Raw genomic sequence first — 21,945 nt, 5'->3', positions numbered from 1 at the left:
ACACCCCCTCCATAACACCCCACTCCTCCGACCATTGATTTGATTCACTATTTCACTCAAAACGCTGATTAAAACATCGCTGCAGCCCTTGTATAACAGACGATTCAGCATTTTTACTACTGTCAGGAATATTTACATCACCCTTTATGCCCTCACAGCATATAAGATGAAATAGTCATAAAAATCATAGAGATAAAAAGTTGGCACAAGAAGTGTATTATCTATAGCGAGGATACTTGATGCCTTAACTCTTTTTGGAATACATAGAAAATGAAAATTAAATCGCTGGTTCAATCTTTAGCTCTGACTGCTGGCCTGGCTGCTTCTTTCACTGCATCTGCTGACTTTGTTCAGTTTACTGTTGATGAAGCTTACGCGGCCGGTTCTGGTTCTTCAGTGACTGCTGATAAAATCAACGGTGGCTACGTAGAACGCATTACTTTTGACGGTGCAGGTAACTTCACTGCCTCTGCGTTCGCAACGTTTGGCCAGTTCTTCCTGGGCTCTAACTCTCTGAACACAGGTCTGAACAGCACTTACTCTCTGTACGCAACATTCAACGCACAGGGCACCTCAGGTAAAGACGGTATCGTTAACTTCTTCGTAGGCGACACCGGTGGCTTCAGCCTGTTCCTGGACGTGAATAACGATACTGGTCTGTCTGATGACAACAATGTTGACTCTATCGTCGGCAGCGGCGACGATATCCTGTTAGGACTGTCTGACAGTATCGGTAACAACCTGGGTACCAGTACTAAAATTGGTAACACCACCATCACTGCTTTCAACTTCGATTTCATGAACTTCGAACTGACTGCTGAAGGTGACCAGTACTTCGTTTCACCTAAGCCTTTCTCTATGATGGTTAACGTAAACGGTGACTTTGACTCTTTCGCACAAGCCGGTACGCAAATTACCCGTGGTGACGTATCTGCTCAGTTCTATGAAGTACCTGAGCCGTCAACTATCGCAGTAATGGCTTTAGGTCTGTTAGGTCTGGGCGCAGCACGTCGCCGTAAAGCGTAAGCTTTTATAAGATGATATAAAAAGCGGCTCCGGCCGCTTTTTTGTTTTTATATTTGCTTATAACACTACAACTTTTTGACTTATCACAATCAAAACAACCCTTTAAAATTAAACCCACTTCCTCTACAGCCCTTTACTGGCCTGACCTGTAGACCAGTCCGATGTCAGATAAATTTACACATGCGCTAATCTTTATTCTTTTTACTGACGATAAAACAAACAAAAACAACTGGTTAAAAAAGTGGCATTAATTCTGCCCTATCCTATTCAGGCAACATTGTGTCGCCTCACACATTCTAATAGGGAAATACACATGAAACTGAAAACACTTGCAACAACACTGGCGGTTACAGCCGGGCTGGCGTGCTCTTTTTCAGCATCAGCCTCACGTATTACATTTACTGTTGATGAAGCATATGCAGTAGACGCCTCAACTTCTGGCACCCTGGTTCAGGCAGACAAAATCAACGGTGGTTTTGTTGAACGCTTAAACTTCGACGGTGCAGGTAATTTTGATGCCAAAGCATTTGCTACCTTCGGTCAATTCTTCCTAGGTTCAAACTCGCTGAACACGGGTTTAAATAACCAGTATTCTTTGTACGCCATTTTTGAAGCAAGCGGCACATCCGGTCAGGACGGCGCTATCGATTTCTTCATTGGCGATCAGGGCGGGTTCAGACTTTATCTGGATCGCGGCAACGATACTAAGCTGTCTGACGACGATGATGTAGAATCAGTTATTAACACAGATGATGATGTAGAGCTTGGCTTCTCTATGGGTCTGGGTGACAACCTGGCCACCAGTACCACCATCATGGGCCAAAATGTCACTGCGTTTAAGTTCGATTTCATGGATTTTGAACTGACCGGTGAAGGCGAAAACTACTTTGTAGCGCCAAACCCATTTGCTTTCTCGCTGGAAGTTGGTGGTGATTTCGACGCGTTCGCACCAGCGGGCACGCAAATCATCCGCGGTGATGTAAGTGCAGAGTTCATGGCCGTGCCTGAACCATCTACTATCGCAGTAATGGGCTTAGGCCTGTTAGGCCTTTGCGCAGTACGCCGCCGCAAAGCCTAACTGCAAATACTCAATACCCTCTGATGTCAGGCTCCTACGGGAGCCTTTTTTGTTTGTCTCGTCACTGTCATCCCAGAAGGCCGCAGACAATTCACGTCGTCCCGTAAGGCCAAAGGCCTATACGGGATCTCCCAAACAGCCTGGCTGACCCAACAAGTCCACTGAACCAAAGTAGTCATGTTCCAAGGAGATCCCTGATACCGCTGCGCGGTTCAGGGACGACGATGGGTTTAAATCAGCTTTGATAAAAACCATGAGCTCTAAAGGCCGAAGGTTAAAAACCGTTAACCCGAAAGGCCGCAGACAACTCACGTCGTCCCGTAAGGCCGAAGGCCTATACGGGAGCTCCCAAACAGCCTGGCTGACCCAACAAGTCCACTGAACCAAAGAAGCCATGTTCCAAGGAGATCCCTGATACCGCTTCGCGGTTCAGGGACGACGTATGGTTTGAATCAGCGTTTGGTAAAAACAATGAGTCCATAAGGCCGAAGGTTAAAAACCGTTAACCCGAAAGGCCGCAGACAACTCACGTCGTCCCGTAAGGCCGAAGGCCTATACGGGATCTCCTAAACAGCCTGGCTAACTCAACAAAACCACTGAACCAAAGAAGCCATGTTCCAAGGAGATCCCTGATACCGCTTCGCGGTTCAGGGACGACGTATGGTTTGAGTCAGCGTTTGGTAAAAACCATGAGTCCAGAAGGCCGCAGGCCTATGCGGGATCTCCTGAATAACCTTGCTAACTCAACAAAACCACTGGACCAGGGAAGTCATATACCAAGGAGATCCCGGGTAGCCTTGCAGTCGCCCGGACGACGATAAGTAGAAACTGTAAATGTCCCTACTCACCCTGTCAGCTTTTTTACACCGCCCCAAAAGCTTATAAAAACACCCCCTCCATAACACCCCACTCCTCCGACCATTGATTTGATTCACTATTTTACTCAAAACGCTGATTAAAATATCGCTACAGCCCTTGTATAAAAGACGATTCAGCATTTTTACTACTGTCAGAAATACTTACACCACCCTTTATGCCCTCACAGCATATAAGGCAATATATCCATACAAATCATATAGATAAAAAGTTGGCACAAGAAGTGTATTATCTACAGCGAGGATACTTGATGCCTTAACTCTTTTTGGAATACATAGAAAATGAAAATTAAATCGCTGGTTCAATCTTTAGCTCTGACTGCTGGCCTGGCTGCTTCTTTCACTGCATCTGCTGACTTTGTTCAGTTTACTGTTGATGAAGCTTACGCGGCCGGTTCTGGTTCTTCAGTGACTGCTGATAAAATCAACGGTGGCTACGTAGAACGCATTACTTTTGACGGTGCAGGTAACTTCACTGCCTCTGCGTTCGCAACGTTTGGCCAGTTCTTCCTGGGCTCTAACTCTCTGAACACAGGTCTGAACAGCACTTACTCTCTGTACGCAACATTCAACGCACAGGGCACCTCAGGTAAAGACGGTATCGTTAACTTCTTCGTAGGCGACACCGGTGGCTTCAGCCTGTTCCTGGACGTGAACAACGATACTGGTCTGTCTGATGACAACAATGTTGACTCTATCATCGGCAGCGGCGACGACATCCTGTTAGGACTGTCTGACACTATCGGTAACAACCTGGGTACCAGTACTAAAATTGGTAACACCACCATCACTGCTTTCAACTTCGATTTCATGAACTTCGAACTGACTGCTGAAGGTGACCAGTACTTCGTTTCACCTAAGCCTTTCTCTATGATGGTTAACGTGAACGGTGACTTTGACTCTTTCGCCCAAGCCGGTACGCAAATTACCCGTGGTGACGTATCTGCTCAGTTCTATGAAGTGCCTGAGCCGTCAACTATCGCAGTAATGGCTTTAGGTCTGTTAGGTCTGGGCGCTGCCCGTCGTCGCAAAGCATAATTGCTGACGCACTCTACCCCTATTCTTTAAGGCTCCTTCGGGAGCCTTTTTTGTTTGTTCCGTCACTGTCATCCCGACATCCCGTATATTTTCCGTCATCCCCAAGTAATCGGGGGATCTCCTTAACAGTCGGCCTAACCCAACAAAACTATTGAACCAAGGTAGCCATGTTCCAAGGAGATCCCTGATACCGCTTCGCGGTTCAGGGACGACGGTGAAGCAATAAAATCGCTATTAGTAACAGTGGTTATTCTCTCCTACCATCGTCAGCCGATTCCGACATCTGGCAAGGCTACAGGTTAATTCCGTCATCCCCGAGTAATCGAAGATCTCCTGAACAGTCGGCCTAACCCAACAAAACCATTGAACCAAGGTAGCCATGTTCCAAGGAGATCCGTGATACCGCTTCGAGGTTCAGGGACGACGGTGAAGTAATAAAACCGCTATTAGTAAAAGTGGTTATTCTCTCCTACCATCGTCAGCCGATTCCGACATCTGGCAAGGCTACAGGTTAATTCCGTCATCCCCGAGTAATCGAAGATCTCCTGAACAGTCGGCCTAACCCAACAAAACCATTGAACCAAGGTAGCCATGTTCCAAGGAGATCCGTGATACCGCTTCGAGGTTCAGGGACGACGGTGAAGTAATAAAATCGCTATTAGTAACAGTGGTTATTCTCTCCTACCATCGTCATCCGATTCCGACATCCCATAAGGCCGCAGGTTAATTCCCGTCATCCCCGAGTAATCGGGGATCTCCTGAACAGTCTGTCTAACCCAACAAAACCATTGAAACAAGGCAGCCATGTTCCAAGGAGATCCCTGATATCGCTTCGCGGTTCAGGGACGACGGTGAAGCAATAAAATCGCTATTAGTAACAGTGGTTATTCTCTTCTACCATCGTCAGCCGATTCCGACATCTGGCAAGGCTACAGGTTAATTCCGTCATCCCCGAGTAATCGAAGATCTCCTTAACAGTCTGTCTAACCCAACAAAACCATTGAACCAAGGTAACCATGTTCCAAGGAGATCCCGGCTAGCCTTTCATGCTCCCGGGACGACATCCGATTTTAATCAGCCTTTAGAACCGCTATCTGGTAAAAATTAGTGTGCTCTCCCACCTGCCCATTATTTACATCGTAAAATATGACCCTGTAACTTTGGGCTAGTTGTTACATATCTACGACTATTTTACAGGGTGATATAATTTCGAGTTGTAAAGGAAACTGACACTTTTACCGGCTTAGAAAAAATCTACTATAAAAGACCATATTTTCGACATAAAAAAAGTGTAAAAAAGGCTGACACAAAATCAAATTAATTCTTATTAATCATAAATATAGGATTAACCAAGAAATCCTGTTTAAGCCCTCATTTTTACAACTTACTCATCTCACCCTTTTTTATCAAAAGCTGGCATCAAACCTGCTCATACTTATTCGTGGCTTCATTAAAGCCTAACTAATTTTTGGAATACGGATATAAATTATGAAAATCAAAACACTTGTAAAATCAATGGCACTTACTGCTGGTCTGGCTGCTTCTTTCACTGCTTCTGCAAACTTTGTAGAGTTCACAGTAGACGAAAGCTATGCTGCAGGTAGTGGCGAAATGGTTACTGCTGATAAAATCAATGGTGGTTACGTAGAACGTATCACGTTCGATGGTAACGGCAACTTCACAGCATCTGCTTTTGCTACTTTTGGTCAGTTCTTCCTGGGTTCTAACTCTCTGAACTCTGGTCTGAACAACACATACTCTCTGTATGCGACTTTTAATGCTGAAGGTACAGCAGGCGAAGAAGGTAATGTAGATTTCTTCATTGGTGATACAGGTGGTTTTAACATCTATCTGGATTCTAACAACGACACTATGCTGTCTGACCAGAATGACATTACTTCTGTAGTAGGTGACGGTGAAGATCTGCTGTTAGGTTCATCTTCTACTATCGGCAACAACCTGGGTACCAGCACTACAATCAATGGTCAGACGGTAACTGCGTTCAACTTCGATTTCATGAACTTTGAACTGACTGACGAAGGTGACCAGTATTTCGTATCACCTACTCCATTCTCTATGATGGTTAATGTAAACGGTGACTTCGACGCCTTTGCACAAGCAGGCGAACAAATTACTCGTGGTGACGTTTCTGCACAGTTCTACGAAGTACCAGAGCCTTCAACTGTAGCGGTTATGGCACTTGGTCTGCTAGGCCTGGGCGCTGCCCGTCGTCGTAAAGCATAATTGCTGACAGACTAATATATGTGTGTGTTTAAGGCTCCTTCGGGAGCCTTTTTTTGTTTGTTCTTTTACGATTATTCCCAAGACCGAAGACCATTTCCGACATCCCGTATAGTTCCCGTCATCCCGTCAGGCTGCACATTAATTCCGTCATCCCCGAGTCATCGGGGATCTCCTGAATAGGTTGCCCGATGCAAAATAACCTAGAACTAAATGAGTCATGTTCCAAGGAGATCCCTGATACCACTTCGTGGTTCAGGGACGACGATTGTTTGAATCAGCCTTTGGTAAAAACCATGAGCCCTTGAAGCCGGAGGTTACTTCCCGAAATCTCGTATACTTCCCTACATCCCGTAAGGCCGCAGGTTAATTCCGTCATCTCCAAGTAATCGGGGATCTCCTGAACATCTTGGCTAACTCAACAAAACCATTGAACCAAAGTAGCCATGCGCCAGGCAGATCTTTGATACCACTTCGTGGTTCTGGGACGACAACTATTAATTCACAGCAATTTTTTTACACCGCCCCAAAAGCTCATAAAACCATTCCCACCATACCCCCCCCACTGCTCCGACCATTGATTTGATTCACTATTTCACTCAAAACGCTGTTTAAAACATCGCTACAGCCCTTGTATAACAGACGATTCAGCATTTTTACTACTGTCAGGAATATTTACACCACCCTTTATGCCCTCACAGCATATAAGGCAATATGTCCATACAAATCATAGACATAAAAAGTTGGCACAAGAAGTGTATTATCTATAGCGAGGATACTTGATGCCTTAACTCTTTTTGGAATACATAGAAAATGAAAATTAAATCGCTGGTTCAATCTTTAGCTCTGACTGCTGGCCTGGCTGCTTCTTTCACTGCATCTGCTGACTTTGTTCAGTTTACTGTTGATGAAGCTTACGCGGCCGGTTCTGGTTCTTCAGTGACTGCTGATAAAATCAACGGTGGCTACGTAGAACGCATTACTTTTGACGGTGCAGGTAACTTCACTGCCTCTGCGTTCGCAACGTTTGGCCAGTTCTTCCTGGGCTCTAACTCTCTGAACACAGGTCTGAACAGCACTTACTCTCTGTACGCAACATTCAACGCACAGGGCACCTCAGGTAAAGACGGTATCGTTAACTTCTTCGTAGGCGACACCGGTGGCTTCAGCCTGTTCCTGGACGTGAACAACGATACTGGCCTGTCTGATGACAATAATGTTGACTCTATCGTCGGCAGCGGCGACGACATCCTGTTAGGACTGTCTGACAGTATCGGTAACAACCTGGGTACCAGTACTAAAATTGGTAACACCACCATCACTGCTTTCAACTTCGATTTCATGAACTTCGAACTGACTGCTGAAGGTGACCAGTACTTCGTTTCACCTAAGCCTTTCTCTATGATGGTTAACGTGAACGGTGACTTTGACTCTTTCGCACAAGCCGGTACGCAAATTACCCGTGGTGACGTATCTGCTCAGTTCTATGAAGTACCTGAGCCGTCAACTATCGCAGTAATGGCTTTAGGTCTGTTAGGTCTGGGCGCTGCCCGTCGTCGCAAAGCATAATTGCTGACGCACTCTACCCCTATTCTTTAAGGCTCCTTCGGGAGCCTTTTTTTATGATTTATTTTATATAAAAATATTCAAACAATTTGCTTATTGCGATAATATTTAATAACAGTTTTATTTAAAAGGATGTTTATGAACACTGTATTTTTGTTGTCAAACTGGTATTCGGGCGCCACGCTTTTTTCGCTTATTCTGGATTCAAATCCTGATATTGTTTGTAATGGCGAGACATTTCCTTTCAACAAGTATGACAAACGTAGATACATATGCTCCTGCGGACAGCATATAGACGAGTGTGATTTTTATACTCAGACGACTAACTACAGCAAAGAAACAGAGTTTCATGAAGCATGGAACTATGACGACCATGTAATCCTGCCCCGATTCCATGAAAACCATGTCCTGAATAAATATCTAACATCCCCAATTAGAGATTCCTTTTTAAGGAATACCTTTGCTCATGCCACCGGGGTAACAAAAAAAATTAATAATTTCCTACAATCTCAAATCGATTTTTTTAAAAGCGCGCTCGAGTATTCCAATGCCAAAATTTATATCGATGGAACAAAATCCATTCGCAGAGCGCAGCTTTTTTCCGATTTTTATAAGCAAGAAAAAGTCAAGGTTATTCATTTGGTTAGAGATCCAGCCGCATTTTGTAACTCATATCGAAAGAACAGAGATATTGATGAAAACATGATTGATACTGCGATCACAGAATGGAATGATTATATAAAAAGTGTAGAGCAGCTAAAAAAACGAAAAAATGTTGTAGTGCTTGATGTGAGATATGAAGACGTGTGTAACGAACTGGAAGCCACTCTATCACGAATAAAAGATTTTCTTGGGAATGACATCAGTTCCGACTTCATGCAGGAAAAACTTAAAAGTCACATTCTTGGCAATAGAATGAGAGCTTCTTTTGATTATACCGTGACCGAAGACTTGTCATGGAAGGAGCAACTTTCTGATGATACAGTTTCGACGATAAAAACTAAAACAAAGTATTTTTCTCAAAGATACGACTATTTGTAGTTTAATGTGGTTGATTTAGAGACTTCGGTGAAGGCACGGGCCGGCAGTCATACATTCCCGGCCTCACCATTGTAATTAAATAATTTTTTTACATCCCCTAAGGCATAGGATAAACAAAAGACAATACAGCATGTAAGTAGGCGGTTCGGATATCTGATGGTAATATATCGGCTCGCCTATCGGAGGCAAGTATGGGGCATTAGCAGTATCAGGATAAAACCTGTCATGAATATCTGTAGAAAAAAATAAAGTTACGTTTTTCAACATAAATCTTGAAAACTCTCTTTTATTGTAAGCCATCCCTACGGCAAATTTGTTATAAGACTGCTCCTCGATTTCTAATTCTTTGTACATTGAGTATCGCATGACTTTTGGTGATAATTCATTTAACGTGATGCCGTTATATAACCATCCGTTAAACAAATAATTTCTATTGACACCGAATCCCAAACTGGAGCTACCATAAAATATTGATGAAGGGGCTAGTTCCATGTAAAGCTGAAATCCATATATCTTTTCTACACCCAAGTCAGCTTCGAAAAGATATGAGGCCCAATCTAGTTGTGCGTTATATGTTCGCTCATCATATCCTGAACCATATTCACTGATAATAGGGTACGACAAAATAGCGCTGTGGGCTAATGACGATGATAATAGTAAAATTCCTAGTAAAAAAGTTTTCATGATTAACTTCCTTGTGTACAAAAAAACACATGAGCAAGATTTAAGCCACAACACAAGGTGTTGATTTAAAATCACTTTAATACAACAAAAATTCTTTCTGTAAAAATTTTTGACAATCGTTCAGAAAATATGACTGCAAAAAATTACTGTAAAACAAGAAGCGCAAGCTGTTTTCCCTGAAAATTGATAAACTTATTTTTTTTCCGTACTAAACCTGTACAGCCCTTATAGCGTAGTCTTTTCTTTTATATACTTTAGGCTTACAGTAAGCCATCACTTTAGAAAAAGGTTAAGTAGTAGGTTATGGATAGAATGCTTTTAAAGTCTGCCCTTGCCGGTGCAATTTCATTAGGTTTACTGGCCGGTTGTGGCCAGCCGTCACTGGAAGATCAACTGCAGACAGCGCAGGAAGCGCTAAAGTCAGACAATTATCAGGAAGCGGTGGTTACGCTGCGTAACGCGGTTCAAACCTCTCCTGATGATACCCAGGCGCGAATTCTGCTGGCCAAAACCTATTACGGGTTAGGCGATATGGAAAGCGCGGTCAGTTCATTTGAAAAAGCCATTAATATGAACGCTGATGTATCGGATTTTGCATCTGAATACTTCACAGCATTATACGCCAGTGGTGAAACTGAACAGTTTGATTCTATTTTTGGCGATCTGGAAGGCAAGCTAAACAGCCAGGCAAAAGCCAAAGGTCAGGCCATTGCGGCACTGCTTGCCGCACGCAGTAATGAAGCTGACAAAGCCCAATCGCTGTTTGCGCAGGCCACTCAGGGTGGTGATGCAGCTAACAAGATGCTGCAGGACCTCTCCGTAACCTATCTGATAAACCGGGATACCGACAATACCCAGGTACTTGAACGCGCTGCCAAAGAATTTAAAGATGACTGGCTGGTAAGCTCTCTGGTGGGTGAAATTGCCTACCGTCTGAAAGACTATGAGCTGACCACACAAACTTACAAGCGCATGCTGGAAGAAAAACCCATGTACCTGCGCCTGAATCTGAACATTTCTCAGGCTTACCTGCAGCTAAATGACTATGCCGGCGCCAAGCCGTACGTAGACAACATTTTAAAACGTTTTAAAGACCAGCCCCTGGCTAACCAGCAAAAAGCGCTGATTGCTATTTCCGAGCAGGATTTTGAACAGGCCAATGTGTTAATTGAACGGGCTATGGCCAATGGTATGGCATCGCCGCTTACCTCATATATTGCCGGCTTAACCAACTTCAGGGTGGGTAATTACGAGCAGGCCATTCAAAACCTGTCAAAAATTGTGAATGATGTTCCGGCCACCCACCCGGCCAAACAAATGTATGTAGCGGCAAAGCTTCAGGTAGGTGCGTCACGCGATGCCTTTAACATGATGCTGAGCAACCCGGAAATGACCGCCCAGAATACCAATCTGGCTGTTAATACCAGTTTTAGTTTGCTGGAAAGCGGCCGCACCGACGATGCAAAGAAAATCATCGACACCATTGATATGTCGAAAGTGGATACTGACCGTAAGCGCCAGCAGTTAGGTATGCTAAAAGCATTGTCGGGTGATGCCACCGGTGCTCAGCTGATTGAAGAGTCCAGCAAAGCCATTTTGAATAACCCGGATACAGCCAGCACGTCACAGTCAAAAGCTCTGCTGCTATCGATGAAAACCTCATCTGGTGATACGGCAGAAGCCCGTGAAATGTTAGACAGCTGGATCAGTGAAGAGCCCAACAACGTACAAAACTACCTGCTGTCTGCCGAACTGGAAAAGTATCTGGGTAACACCGATAATTTACCCGGCATTTACAGCAAAGTGCTGGAGCTGGAACCGGAAAACGTCATTGCTTTAAACGATAAGGCAGCACGGGCGTTTAACCAGGGTGAGTTTGCCCAGGCAAAAGCCGGCTTTGGTAAAGTGCTTGAACAGGCGCCTAATAACCGCAACGCACTATTAGGCAGCTTCCGAAGCTTAGCGGCGCTACAGGAAAGCCCTCAGCCACTGGTTAAGCAAATTACTGGCAACGACCAGACCAGTGCTTTTACACGTCTTTATGCTCAGTATCTTGCCGGTAACTATGCCCAGGTGATAGAGATCGGTAACGAAGCCGCTTTTAATGGCCTGGATGAGCCTATGGCCAAATATTTGCTGGGTGACTCGCTGATTAAAACCGGCAAGCCCCAACGTGCGGTAGATGTGCTACGCAGACTGGTGATTGAAGATAAAGCCAATAACCAGATATTACTCACGCTGGCCAAAGCACAGGCCATGAACAACCGGCCTAATGAAGCGCTTAAAACATTAAGCGGTATTGATAAAAGCAATACGGAAGCCGCTGATCAGGCTGCCATGATTGAAGCACGTATTCAGTTAGGTAAAAAGTCAGCCAGCAATGCCAAAACTGCCTTACAAAAAGTCACTGACGTTGGCAAAGGTGACCCGGAATACCAGCTGCTGATGGGCCGTATCAACTTGCTTCTGGGTAACAACAGTGAGGCCGTAAACCAGCTGAAAGATGCTTACTCAGCCCGCCCTATCACTGCTGCGGTGCAGTATTACTATCAGGCACTCAAAGCCAGTGGTCAAGAGCAACAAGGCGTATCGGTACTGGAAAAACACTTAAGTAACCACAGCAACGATATTCAGGTAACAATGATGCTGGCCGGAGAACTGGCCCAGAGCGAACCAGAAAAAGCTATCGGCTATTACCAGCAGGTAGTAGACTCCCAGCCTAAAAACTGGATTGCCATGAATAACCTGGCATGGTTACTGGGGCAGCAAAACCGCCTTGATGAAGCCCATAAGCTCATCCGCCAGGCATTGCAGCTTAAACCCGGCAACCAGTCTTTGCTGGACACCAAATCGGGTATTGAAGCCAAGATGTAAAATCACTTACTGTTACAGGATAAAGAGTGGTAAATTCCACTCTTTTTTTATGCTTGATAAATAATGTGCCTATAATCTGGCAGTAGCTTACTCGGATTCTTTATGAAAAAAATAATGGTTGTACACAGCATTGCATCAAATGGTGGTGATCAACTGCTGCTTGATGCTCTTGAGCAGGGACTAAATAAATACTGTAATGCAAAAGTCACTATTGCTACCTGCGATAACTATAACCACCAGGCTTTTATTAAAGCCCCGGTTATTCTAAACGAATTTTTGAGCCCCGCAGCTCAAACACCACACAAGCTAAGTCAGTATCTGGAAAAGCCTTTCATAGGCAAACTTCTGGAGACGATGAGCTTTGGTATGGCACAACTCGAAGCCGGGTTCAGAGAAAAATACCGCTTAGTAAAAGATGCTGACGCAGTGATATTGATGCCCGGTGGTTTTATCCACGAATACTATGATTACAGTGAGTTGTTACCGGTATTACAAAGTTTAAAAGCCCTGAATAAAAATATATATATTGTTGGTCAGTCGTTAGGTCCTTTTGAAGGCCCGGGTTCAAAAGCGCGCGCAATGTTAAAAACAATCTCGCATATTTGGGTAAGGGAAAAGCACTCTGTGGGTTACTTAGAAAAGCTCGAAGATGCGGAAGTCATGACTAAATCTACGCTGACCGGCGATGTAGCGCTTGGCTTTGAACCGGGTCCCCTACCCCACCCGAAGCGTCAGAAAATATTTTTAAATTTTCGGGGTTGGTTGGGTATAGCAGAAGATGAGCTTAAACAAAAAGCGGTTAGCATTCTAAAACAATTACTTAAAACGCAGTACGCTATTGAATTTATCTCTACATGTCAGGGTGTTGCAACCTACAAAGACGATTCCAAGCTTCATGATGAAATAGTCAACCAAGCGAATCTGAGTGATTCTGATTTAGCCCGTGTTACTGTATCTAAACCTCGTTATCAGCCTGATGACCTAATCAAATATGTGGCTGAACATGGCATCTACTTTGTGGGCATGCGCTTGCACATGACTATCAGCTGCCTGCTTGGCGACGTACCAGGAATAAACGTTGGCTATGAGCCTAAAAATACAGGGGTTCTGGACACGATTGGGTTAGGACACCGGGCTCTGGATATTGCAGAAGAAGAACAGGCGATAAGTGACAAGATAACAATGTTACTTGAAACACCCTATTCAGAGCTTTTAAAAGAGAACAAAGATGCTATTGTGCGAGGAAAAAGCTTATTTTCGCAAACTTTTGATAGTCTAAACAAAAAACTTATATGAATTAATAGAGTCAAAGATTAAGAGACATTATTTACTTTCGACAATGAAGAAATCTCTCTATTTTTGATGATGAAATATATAAATATAATATGTACCCCGGGGCAGTTAATACAATGCTAAACAATAAAATGAAGCGCATTAGCAACAAACTTAAAGAACTTTCCACACGATACCATTACAAACGAGAGTGCAGAGTTTATTGTGTAGGTGCAGCAAAAACTGGAACGCACTCCATAGCAGAAATTTTTGAAAATTCTGTTAGGGCAAGCCACGAGCCAGAAAGTGATTCTTTTATTGAAAAAATATTAGAATTTGAAAACAAAGAATTAACTGAAAAACAAATCAAGAAATATATACAAGCGCGTGATAAAAGACTATGTCTGGATATAGATTCGTCCCAACTAAACTATTTCCTTATGGAGCAACTTCAAGCAGAGTTTAATGATGCTAAATTCATACTTACGTATCGCGAACCTAGAGAATGGTTAGAATCTTTCATAAACGACTCACTACGCCGTACAACAACAAAGCAATGGGTTGCTATTAGAGAACATAGATTTCAGCATCGATTATTAAGCCATCCTGCAGAAGAAGAAATACTTAAGAAAAATGGTTTATATACTTTAGACGGATATCTTTCATACTGGGCTGATCATAATAAAAATGTATTGCAAACAATCCATCCAAACAAACTCTTTACTGTTAAAACAAAAGAAATTGGTTCAAATTTAGAAAAAATAGCAGATTTTATAGAGTTACCAGAACAATATATCAACCACAAAAAAAGTCATGCATTCAAAAACACCGAAAAATTTGGAATACTGGAGCAATTAGATCAGGACTATTTAAATGAAAAAATAGAATTCCACAAAAAAAAGCTTAAAGGTTTTTCTTTATTTCAACAATGAAGATACTAATTACAATAATCTAAAAGAATTTACTTTATGAGAGACAACGAAAGGCTCTACTATTTTGACTCTATGCGAGCAGTGCTTATGTTACTGGGCATTGTAATACATGCAGCTCAAATTTTTAGCCCTAAGCATGTTTTGCCTATCTATAATGATAGTACTAGCAATGTGATGTACTACATAGTCGAAATCTTCTGCCAGCATTCTTTGTTGTATCTGGTTTTTTTGTTACTTAACATTGAATAAGTATGGCACTTTAAAATTTTTAAGAGTTCGTATACCCAGAATTGCTATTCCTCTTGTATCCACTCTTTTTACTTTTAATTTGCTTTTACACTACTTTTTACTTAATGAAGGTTGGTTAAATCTATCACTAATAGATTATATTGTTTCTGGAAGATATATTGTACATTTATGGTTTTTAGTTGACCTAGTATACTTCTTTCTAATAACCGCACTTTTACATCATTTCGTAACCAAATTTAATCTATGAAATTCCTCAAGTTGTATAACCAACTCCTGGCTTATCCTGTTCGCAATGCCAATTTTTGCACTTGGCATTATGTTTTTGAATAAAATTGGTATACCCATTTACATTGAAAAGTGGGGAGTATTTTCTCCCTACTCGCTGCTTTATAATTATATTTTCTTTGCCTTCGGGTATTTAATAAGCTGCAATAAAAAACTTTTAAATTCAATAATTCAGACAAACTCGGGCATTTACATTATATTGATTGTTTCAGCAGTTTTAACTTACAACTTTCTTGGAGAAGGGTTTATTTCATCCATCACCAAAGAATACCTATATACGCTTTCGCAGTGGTTTGCTATAGCGCTTTGCTTCAAAGTCTTTAAAATGGCATTTTCAAAGCAATCCTCAATCATGTCAAAATTATCTGAAGCCTCGTATAGTGTATATCTATTTCACTATTTAATCTTAATGCTTATTGCAGATTTTATTATTGATTTTAACCCAAACGCTTACATAGGTTTTTCTGTACTTGTAGTATTTACTGCACTTATATCTTATGCAGCTCACAAAATTTTTATTGAAAAAAATGAAATGTTGAAATTTATTTTTAATGGGAAGTAAATGAAAAGCGCGACTTCGATTTTTTTATTTTTTGATTTTTTGATTTTTTGATTTTTTGATTTTTAAGGAGACAACAATCGATGATTTTACTTACACCGGGATTTTTTCAGACCTTTAATTTTCTTTAATCTCGCACGCACTAAAGGTAATTAATAGCTCTGATATCTAAACTTTGCGACTTGACTTCCGCGCTTAAAAGCCTTTGCCTGTGTAATTAGTGCTGGTTTTTCTGAATTCGAATGCAATTGTCGTCCGGGTTGATAATATTGGGACTCTCATATCTGTATTTGGCGAGCTTGCGGCAACTCAAATTTACACGCAAGCTCACCATGATCTGCTATCGTTACCACTCAATCAACTGCTCGTAAATCATAATAAATATCCATATTTTTAGCCTATTGCAGAGGAGTACTTGCAAGCAGTTGCTATCATCTCACCTTTTAACACGAGTGGTGAACTTTTTCACCTTTATTCCGGAGGCATATATAATCCTATTAAGTGCAATAATTTTTAGTTATATAAAAAGAGAAAAATAATAGATTTACATATAAATAGACTATGTACAAGTTAAACAATTAATGTTTATACTTATGTATATTTCTATTATGTTATTTACAATGAAAAGACAAAGAAAAGAATACATACAATCAGTTTTCCATCTTCATTTTTCTCGAATTTTCTCATTTGCAACTTATCTCAGTGCCAAGGTTCCCGGCCTGTCTTTAGAGAAAAAATTAAATAAAATTTTAAAAGCTATTCGATACGATGGGCAAAACCAAATAGCTCTAAAAGAGTTATATAAAATCAAGAAAAAACATAGTTTTATAAAAGCCCTAAAAAAAGATGATACTGATTACGATAAGATTGACTCTCGTATTATTGAATTAAGCAGTCCAATTTATAAAAATGATAAATTGGATTTAAAAGGTGTTTTACTTGTATCTTTTACATCTTCATTCAGAACTCTACTTAACTCTAGTAAGTTTAAAGATTTAAATGAAAAATATTTGTTTATATTGGAACCGAGTTGGACTGGTTATGCGGATATTGATATTTTAGCTTTTTGCGAAGCTGCCGATGATCTTATAATTCAAGCAACTGATTTAGATGATAGAGCCTTAATTTCTACAATGTATCCCAGTGTGGATGTTATTGACATAGGCGCATCGAATTGGGTGAACCAAGATAAATTCATCAATTATAATAACTTAAATAAAAAATGGGATTTACTGTATGTCGCAAATAATAATCCTGTAAAAAGAGTATATCGATTTATTGAAATTGTCGACGACCTTGTCAAAGTCAATCCTGACATTAAATGTAGAATTGTTTGTGCGGGTTGGGGAGGGAACTCAGATGATATATCTCTTCATCTAGAAAGTAAAAACTTACAAAATAATATTTTTGTATCTAATGGCGTCAATCAAAATGAGCTAATTGAGTTATATAATGAGTCTAAAGTATCGGTTCTTTTTAGCTTGAAAGAAGGAAGTAATAGAGTTTTATTTGAAAGTTTATCTTGTAACACACCTGTATTTTGTGTGGCTGAAAACAGGGGTGTAAATAAAAGTTATATCAATGAATCCACAGGCATGATTGGGCATGATTCATGCTGTAATGAAGCAATTTTATATCTGGTCAAAAATTATAAAAATTATAATGGAAGAGAGTGGGCCATAAAAAATATCTCACCACAATCGTCTACAGACCGGATCAAGAGTTTAATACAAAATAAATACTCTGGTAAAGTTAACAGTAATGTTGCTGTAAAGATTAACAATCCAGAAGTAGAGTATTTACACCTTGACTAAGTGGAAAATATAAAAGCTACCTCATCATAAAATTGTGTTACGTGACTCTAGAGAGTGTAAAATATCTGTGTAAAAGGCATTCTTAACCTGTCGAAAAAAATACAGAATGTCAATATCAGGCAAATTTATCGATCAGCTTTTAGAAGGCTGTGATCCCCCCGAAGACATCCTCGGTGAAGCAGGGTTACTTAAACAGCTAACAAAAGGGTTGCTGGACGCGCTTAGAATGCTGAGATGGAACAGCATCTTAGTTATGCTAAACATACACTTTAAGGTAAGAATTCCGGCAATTCCAGAAATGGTAAATCCAGTAAAACTTCGCTCTTTTCACGGTGAGGTAGAGCTGGTTATTTCTCGTGTTCACTATTGTAGCTTTGAATCGAAACTCGGTAAAAAAGGCGAGAAGCAGCTTAACTTCTTCGATGAAAGGATTATCTCGCTTTATGCCCGAGGGATGACAATTCGAGATATCCAGGCCCATTTTGAGGAATCTTACGACGTAGAAGTCTCGCCCACCTTTATCTCTCAATTTACCAATGAGCAGGTAACAGATGAAGTAAAATAATGGCAGCAGCGCCAATTGGACGCGCTTTGTTCTGTCGTTTACTTGGATTGTCTTATGGTACGCAATCGGGATTCTGGTGCGGTACATAATAAATCGGTTTATATGGCACTCGGCTTCGTTGCTGATGGTGAAAAGGCATTGTTAAGTTTATAGATGGCACAAACCGAGGCGCTAAGTTCTGGTTGTCTGTGATGAACGAACTTAAAAACCATGGCGTGCTGGATATCTTTATTGCTTGCTGCGATGGTCTGAAAGGCTTCCCTGAAGCCATCGAAGCCGGTTATCCAAAAACACAGTATAATTGTGTATTGTGCATCAAATTCACCACTCGCTGCGCTATATGAATTGGAATCAACGCAAGGTGATTGCCGATGACCTGAAACGAATTTACGGCGCGGCTATACTGGCTGAAGCGGAACTGGCTCCGACAGAGTTCGCTGACAAATGGAGCGACTAATATCCAACGATTAGCTTGCTTTGTAGCATTAACTGAGAGCCTCTGAGTGTCATTTTCGACTATCCGCCAAAAATCCGTAAGTCAGTTACACGATAAATGCCAGAGAGATAGGGAAGTAGCAATGAGTCAGCTTATGATTATGTGCAGTGACCACGTATCACTATGATAAACAGCCACTTACCCAGATAATCTTACAGTCTCTGACTTTATTTTTAATTCACGCCGAAAATTTTTCATTCAACAACGGGGCATTTCATTGTTTGCCATGGTGTAGTGTGACCATTACCCATCCCAATATAACGATTCCCATTGCTGTCAAAGTCGCTAGGAAAATTTGTTGTTAGAAAGAAATCATCGACAAATAACGATTGCGTTTTATGAGCCCCTTTGTTATCCCAGTAAGTAAATATATACAAAGCACTTATGAATGTGTTTGCTGATTTCAAGTTTGCTCTATCATATGTCTCGCCTATGAGTTGTCCATTTTTCCAAAACCTCATAATAGGATTACCACCCTCGGAACGACTTTTATCATCAAGTTTAAGATAGTATTCCACTGTCTCCCACTTTCCTTGCGACAGAAAATCTGTTGGTTTTCCAAACTGATACCATCTTTGTTTGCCTTCATAGATATAATCGAATGGCGTCGCTGTAGAATCGTTAAGATTGTGTGAATCTAAATAAACATCATTGTAGCCATCACTCACATACTTACCATCCTCTACATGAAAACTACGAAATCTGAGAAATTTGTTTCGGCCATTTTTGTTGTACTCGAAGTTCTCCGGAACATATAAGCGTAATCTAACCCACACTTCGTCGCCTTTGTACAATCGAGGAGTATCAGGTAAACAATGTTTAAAATTAATAACCCCTCCAAACGAACCGAAGCCTAAAGTACCTTTCTTAACTGTCATTTTGATCGATTTCGTACCGCTGTAAAATTCTTCATCTGAAATGACAGTATTAGTAGCGTCAGAAGAAAAAACATTTCCTCCACGTAGCATGCAATGCTTATCAACAATGGTGAAATCATTTGGATACCTATCTGGTTCTACTCGAAAATCACCTGATATCGAAAAAAAAGGTAGAAAAATTAATAGCAGATAACGATATTTCATATTCTGTACTCTTAAAACACTAAAAAATAATTTCAATTTAGTTCTTGGCATTTAGGAGACTATAGAAAAGTTCTACACTCTTCGCGTATTCTTTTTCATACCTTTCTTTAAATTTTATTATGTTGTTTCGATCAAAATCTTTTGACTCAAGTACCTTATCACGAAGTTTAACTCTATCTATTGTGCTATATAACGCTGCTGTAGAGAATGTACTTTGATTTACTAAGTTATCCGTTAATATAACTGGAACCTCTGCGCTTATCGACTCATAAGCACCGCACACCAGACAGCTGTCACGTAACGTCAAATCTATGGTAACAAGGGATGTAAAAAGCAATTTTATATACTCTTCAGCATCGACAAAACCTAATAAGAAAACATTTTCTGGAATAATAGCGTTGCTAAAATCAAACTTCCTATAATTACCCGAGAAGTAGAACTCGTACTCTGGTAAATCTTTTGCTAAGTCTAAATACAATTGAATCGGCTCATCTTCAGACCAGGAGCAAATAATGAAAATCTGATTTTTTATTCTGGTATTTTTATAATTTTCTGAATCATATTTAGGTAGGGGATCTGTTATAGGTATAGATAGTATATTTAGCTCTTTTAAATATGAGACGAGACATTCATTAGTAACTATAACTAAATCAGAACTTTTCAATATTCTATCATTTAATTTTAATAAAAATTTGCTACGACCTTCTTTTGGATAAATCCCCGCATTATGGGCATCAATGACTAGCTTATAGCCCAAAATAAGTTTAAAGATAGCACTGATTGCACATAGAATCATAGATGGATTTTGAACTATTACTATATCATATTTTTTAAAAAGAACTCTGATTGTTCTTTTTATACAAAAAAAATAACGAAGTAAAAAAGATCTCTTTTCCTCTATTTTATAAAAGTCAGCACCTAACATATCTGCCATAGACTTGTTTCTTGGCTGTTCTTCCCACGTAATCCAAACTAATCTACTCATGAAACTTTCTTCTTCATTGTGCCTTCTAATGATTTACTTAATGATATTAACAAAGCAATAGATATCCATAAAAAAGGATAGTAGGCAATAGTTACAAATTGTCCAGCTAACGCAAACCCTATAATGCCTATTTTCAACCCGCTCCAGATAGAACTATATAACTTATCTGTCTGGCTTACTTCAACTATATATTTAGCTGGAAACCTTATTAATAAGCTACCTAAAATTATTAGCATAAAAACCAAAAGACCTATAAACCCAGCATCAGTTCCAACTTGTATAAATATGTTATGTGGCAACTGAGCTCGTTTATAAAGCATGTCTTGGGGATAATGAACTTGATAATAAGGCTGAAAATTAAAATACCCCACTCCTAAAAATGGATGTTCTTTCATCATTTCCCAGCCGTTTTCCCAATATAGCTGTCTCTGTATAGATGTTTTATCTTCTCCAATCTCTGTAAATCTTTCTTTCTGTTCTTGAGGTAATAACTGCCAACCTAACACCGCTACCAACCCGATAACGATCAAATATTTTGGCTTAAATATTTTTCGATAAAACATTATTACTAGTTGAAGAAGCAAAGCTAATTGAGCACCTCTACTACTACAACCGAGTAAAGTTAGTATAGGAGAAATCGTAGCTACTAGTAGAAAGTACTTTTCCCATTTATTAACGTGATCCTTTAAATTAACATAAAGATAATATGATAAAGGAAAAAATATCAACATCAATACAGCTAACTCACCTGAATTTTGGAAATATCCAGGAGGACCCATTAGCCCCCAACCAGTAAAAGAAAACCCCCTCAATACCCAGTTCTTTGCAGTTCCGAAAGCAATTTTGAAACAACATAAAAAGAAAATAGTAAAAAATATATAAAAACGCTCTCTGGTTGTTACTATTGAAGATATAAGAAATATTATTAAAACCCATTGAGAGAAAATTATATATTGCTGCATCGCCCATGCACGATTAAACGCATATAATATAGACAAATTTATAATTAAAAAGAAAATAACTATTAAAAAATATAATCCATTTATTTTCGAATTAGACTTTTTGTCAAAAAACAACCCCAAAAAAGAAAAAACTAAGAAAATTTGCGCCCATGGCAGTATATCAACAACAGGAAAAATAGCCTGAGGTTTAAAATACTCCAGAAATATATACATACAAATACACTTAAACGCAAAAGACTCACTTTTAAAATGCGTCCATAAATTTTTGACTTTAAGAAATATAAAGTCTGTGTCCTTTAGGGCTACCTGAGTTTTCATACT

At 40.3% G+C, this 21,945-nt stretch carries 14 protein-coding genes and 2 pseudogenes; 12 read left to right on the top strand and 4 right to left on the bottom strand.

Annotated elements, in window-relative coordinates; all coding sequences use genetic code 11:
- Positions 1–270: 270 nt before the first annotated feature.
- The 6 genes from pepA (EZV72_RS05535) (at position 271) to EZV72_RS05510 (ending at position 8,865) form a co-directional block, all read left to right on the top strand.
- Positions 271–1,026 (top strand): flocculation-associated PEP-CTERM protein PepA, encoded by a 756-nt coding sequence (gene pepA / locus EZV72_RS05535; protein ID WP_137166303.1) that lies wholly within the window; start codon positions 271–273, stop codon positions 1,024–1,026.
- Positions 1,027–1,339: 313 nt separating this feature from the next.
- Positions 1,340–2,104: a flocculation-associated PEP-CTERM protein PepA gene (gene pepA, locus EZV72_RS05530; protein WP_137166306.1), complete on the top strand. Its 765-nt coding sequence runs from the start codon at positions 1,340–1,342 to the stop codon at positions 2,102–2,104.
- 1,157 nt (positions 2,105–3,261) lie between these two features.
- Positions 3,262–4,017 carry a flocculation-associated PEP-CTERM protein PepA gene (gene pepA / locus EZV72_RS05525; RefSeq protein WP_137166305.1) on the top strand — a complete coding sequence of 252 codons (756 nt, stop codon included), beginning with the start codon at positions 3,262–3,264 and terminating at the stop codon, positions 4,015–4,017.
- Positions 4,018–5,505: 1,488 nt separating this feature from the next.
- Positions 5,506–6,261: a flocculation-associated PEP-CTERM protein PepA gene (gene pepA, locus EZV72_RS05520; RefSeq protein ID WP_137166304.1), complete on the top strand. Its 756-nt coding sequence runs from the start codon at positions 5,506–5,508 to the stop codon at positions 6,259–6,261.
- An 810-nt stretch (positions 6,262–7,071) separates the two neighbouring features.
- A complete protein-coding gene (pepA, locus tag EZV72_RS05515; RefSeq protein WP_137166303.1) occupies positions 7,072–7,827 on the top strand; it encodes a flocculation-associated PEP-CTERM protein PepA in 756 nt (251 codons plus the stop codon).
- Between the two features lie 135 nt (positions 7,828–7,962).
- Positions 7,963–8,865 (top strand): sulfotransferase, encoded by a 903-nt coding sequence (locus EZV72_RS05510; RefSeq protein WP_175405054.1) that lies wholly within the window; start codon positions 7,963–7,965, stop codon positions 8,863–8,865.
- A gap of 75 nt (positions 8,866–8,940) precedes the next feature.
- Here EZV72_RS05510 and EZV72_RS05505 read toward each other — a convergent pair whose 3' ends face one another.
- The gene (locus EZV72_RS05505) at positions 8,941–9,549 is read right to left on the bottom strand and encodes a hypothetical protein (protein WP_137166301.1); all 609 of its coding nucleotides are present in this window, start codon (positions 9,547–9,549) and stop codon (positions 8,941–8,943) included.
- A gap of 303 nt (positions 9,550–9,852) precedes the next feature.
- Between EZV72_RS05505 and prsT the strand changes: the two genes are divergently transcribed.
- From prsT to EZV72_RS05475, 6 genes and pseudogenes are all read left to right on the top strand, one after another.
- Positions 9,853–12,423 (top strand): XrtA/PEP-CTERM system TPR-repeat protein PrsT, encoded by a 2,571-nt coding sequence (prsT, locus tag EZV72_RS05500; RefSeq protein ID WP_137166300.1) that lies wholly within the window; start codon positions 9,853–9,855, stop codon positions 12,421–12,423.
- A gap of 102 nt (positions 12,424–12,525) precedes the next feature.
- Positions 12,526–13,719: a polysaccharide pyruvyl transferase family protein gene (locus EZV72_RS05495; protein WP_137166299.1), complete on the top strand. Its 1,194-nt coding sequence runs from the start codon at positions 12,526–12,528 to the stop codon at positions 13,717–13,719.
- A gap of 113 nt (positions 13,720–13,832) precedes the next feature.
- Positions 13,833–14,627 (top strand): sulfotransferase, encoded by a 795-nt coding sequence (locus EZV72_RS05490; RefSeq protein WP_137166298.1) that lies wholly within the window; start codon positions 13,833–13,835, stop codon positions 14,625–14,627.
- A gap of 205 nt (positions 14,628–14,832) precedes the next feature.
- A pseudogene (locus EZV72_RS18760) lies at positions 14,833–15,723 on the top strand (acyltransferase family protein).
- Positions 15,724–16,313: 590 nt separating this feature from the next.
- Complete coding sequence (locus EZV72_RS05480) at positions 16,314–17,534, top strand: glycosyltransferase (protein ID WP_175405053.1); 1,221 nt, start codon at positions 16,314–16,316, stop codon at positions 17,532–17,534.
- Positions 17,535–17,640: 106 nt separating this feature from the next.
- Positions 17,641–18,589, top strand: a pseudogene (locus EZV72_RS05475) (IS256 family transposase); the annotation flags it as partial.
- A 200-nt stretch (positions 18,590–18,789) separates the two neighbouring features.
- Here EZV72_RS05475 and EZV72_RS05470 read toward each other — a convergent pair.
- The 3 genes from EZV72_RS05470 to EZV72_RS05460 are packed head-to-tail and all read right to left on the bottom strand — an operon-like array spanning position 18,790 to position 21,942.
- A complete protein-coding gene (locus EZV72_RS05470; RefSeq protein ID WP_137166295.1) occupies positions 18,790–19,677 on the bottom strand; it encodes a hypothetical protein in 888 nt (295 codons plus the stop codon).
- Positions 19,678–19,714: 37 nt separating this feature from the next.
- On the bottom strand, positions 19,715–20,662 hold the full coding sequence (locus EZV72_RS05465; protein ID WP_137166294.1) for a glycosyltransferase family protein: 948 nt from the start codon (positions 20,660–20,662) through the stop codon (positions 19,715–19,717).
- On the bottom strand, positions 20,659–21,942 hold the full coding sequence (locus EZV72_RS05460; RefSeq protein WP_137166293.1) for an O-antigen ligase family protein: 1,284 nt from the start codon (positions 21,940–21,942) through the stop codon (positions 20,659–20,661). Before EZV72_RS05460 ends, EZV72_RS05465 begins: the two co-directional genes overlap by 4 nt.
- Between the last annotated feature and the right edge of the window lie 3 nt (positions 21,943–21,945).

This window comes from Salinimonas lutimaris (genome assembly GCF_005222225.1).
GTDB classification, from domain to species: domain Bacteria; phylum Pseudomonadota; class Gammaproteobacteria; order Enterobacterales; family Alteromonadaceae; genus Alteromonas; species Alteromonas lutimaris.
Note: the sequence above shows the minus strand (reverse complement) of the source record. Positions and strands in the feature narration are given on the sequence as shown.

Bases quoted from the DNA above. Each gene is read 5' to 3' on its own strand.
- pepA (WP_137166303.1), top strand. From the start codon at position 271: ATGAAAATTAAATCGCTGGTTCAATCTTTAGCTCTGACTGCTGGCCTG.
- pepA (WP_137166306.1), top strand. From the start codon at position 1,340: ATGAAACTGAAAACACTTGCAACAACACTGGCGGTTACAGCCGGGCTG.
- pepA (WP_137166305.1), top strand. From the start codon at position 3,262: ATGAAAATTAAATCGCTGGTTCAATCTTTAGCTCTGACTGCTGGCCTG.
- pepA (WP_137166304.1), top strand. From the start codon at position 5,506: ATGAAAATCAAAACACTTGTAAAATCAATGGCACTTACTGCTGGTCTG.
- pepA (WP_137166303.1), top strand. From the start codon at position 7,072: ATGAAAATTAAATCGCTGGTTCAATCTTTAGCTCTGACTGCTGGCCTG.
- EZV72_RS05510 (WP_175405054.1), top strand. From the start codon at position 7,963: ATGAACACTGTATTTTTGTTGTCAAACTGGTATTCGGGCGCCACGCTT.
- EZV72_RS05505 (WP_137166301.1), bottom strand. From the start codon at position 9,549: ATGAAAACTTTTTTACTAGGAATTTTACTATTATCATCGTCATTAGCC.
- prsT (WP_137166300.1), top strand. From the start codon at position 9,853: ATGGATAGAATGCTTTTAAAGTCTGCCCTTGCCGGTGCAATTTCATTA.
- EZV72_RS05495 (WP_137166299.1), top strand. From the start codon at position 12,526: ATGAAAAAAATAATGGTTGTACACAGCATTGCATCAAATGGTGGTGAT.
- EZV72_RS05490 (WP_137166298.1), top strand. From the start codon at position 13,833: ATGCTAAACAATAAAATGAAGCGCATTAGCAACAAACTTAAAGAACTT.
- EZV72_RS05480 (WP_175405053.1), top strand. From the start codon at position 16,314: ATGTATATTTCTATTATGTTATTTACAATGAAAAGACAAAGAAAAGAA.
- EZV72_RS05470 (WP_137166295.1), bottom strand. From the start codon at position 19,677: ATGAAATATCGTTATCTGCTATTAATTTTTCTACCTTTTTTTTCGATA.
- EZV72_RS05465 (WP_137166294.1), bottom strand. From the start codon at position 20,662: ATGAGTAGATTAGTTTGGATTACGTGGGAAGAACAGCCAAGAAACAAG.
- EZV72_RS05460 (WP_137166293.1), bottom strand. From the start codon at position 21,942: ATGAAAACTCAGGTAGCCCTAAAGGACACAGACTTTATATTTCTTAAA.